Annotated in this window: 6 tRNA genes; all 6 read left to right on the forward strand. The window is 52.0% G+C overall.

What is annotated here, in order from left to right:
• The first annotated feature begins 123 nt into the window (after positions 1–123).
• Positions 124–217: transfer RNA gene (locus GTO89_RS16845), tRNA-Ser, on the forward strand.
• A 6-nt stretch (positions 218–223) separates the two neighbouring features.
• Positions 224–300, forward strand: a tRNA-Pro gene (locus GTO89_RS16850).
• A gap of 9 nt (positions 301–309) precedes the next feature.
• Positions 310–383: transfer RNA gene (locus GTO89_RS16855), tRNA-Gly, on the forward strand.
• A gap of 14 nt (positions 384–397) precedes the next feature.
• A tRNA-His gene (locus GTO89_RS16860) sits at positions 398–473 on the forward strand.
• Position 474: 1 nt separating this feature from the next.
• Positions 475–549: transfer RNA gene (locus GTO89_RS16865), tRNA-Cys, on the forward strand.
• A 7-nt stretch (positions 550–556) separates the two neighbouring features.
• Positions 557–633: transfer RNA gene (locus tag GTO89_RS16870), tRNA-Val, on the forward strand.
• The last annotated feature ends 2 nt before the right edge of the window (positions 634–635 follow it).

Below are 635 nucleotides of genomic sequence, written 5' to 3' on the forward strand. Positions count from 1 at the left end.
TTGCGCAAAATCGTGTAAGATAAAATCCTCTGTGTGGTTTTTAAGGGGCAAACCCTTACAGGGATTACAATCTTGATTGTCAACTGCCTCGTATTACTAATAATATGAGGTGGAAGACCTGACGGAGAGATGGCCGAGTTGGTCGAAGGCGCACGATTGGAAATCGTGTAGGCGGGCAAAACCTGTCTCAAGGGTTCGAATCCCTTTCTCTCCGCCATTCCATCGGGGTGTAGCTCAGCTTGGTAGAGCGCCTGCTTCGGGAGCAGGAGGCCGCACGTTCAAGTCGTGTCACTCCGACCATCAATACATGCGGGTGTAGCTTAATGGTAAAGCCCTAGCCTTCCAAGCTAGTTACGTGGGTTCGATTCCCATCACCCGCTCCATTTCATCCAATATGGTGGCTGTGGCGAAGTGGTTAACGCACCGGATTGTGGCTCCGGCACTCGTGGGTTCAAGTCCCATCAGCCACCCCATGGCGGCATGGCCAAGTGGTAAGGCAAAGGTCTGCAAAACCTTTATTCCCCAGTTCGAATCTGGGTGCCGCCTCCAGTTTTTTGGGCGATTAGCTCAGATGGTTAGAGCGCTTGCTTGACATGCAAGAGGTCAGCGGTTCGATTCCGTTATTGCCCACCATT

The sequence above is a fragment of the Heliomicrobium gestii genome (assembly GCF_009877435.1).
GTDB classification, from domain to species: domain Bacteria; phylum Bacillota; class Desulfitobacteriia; order Heliobacteriales; family Heliobacteriaceae; genus Heliomicrobium; species Heliomicrobium gestii.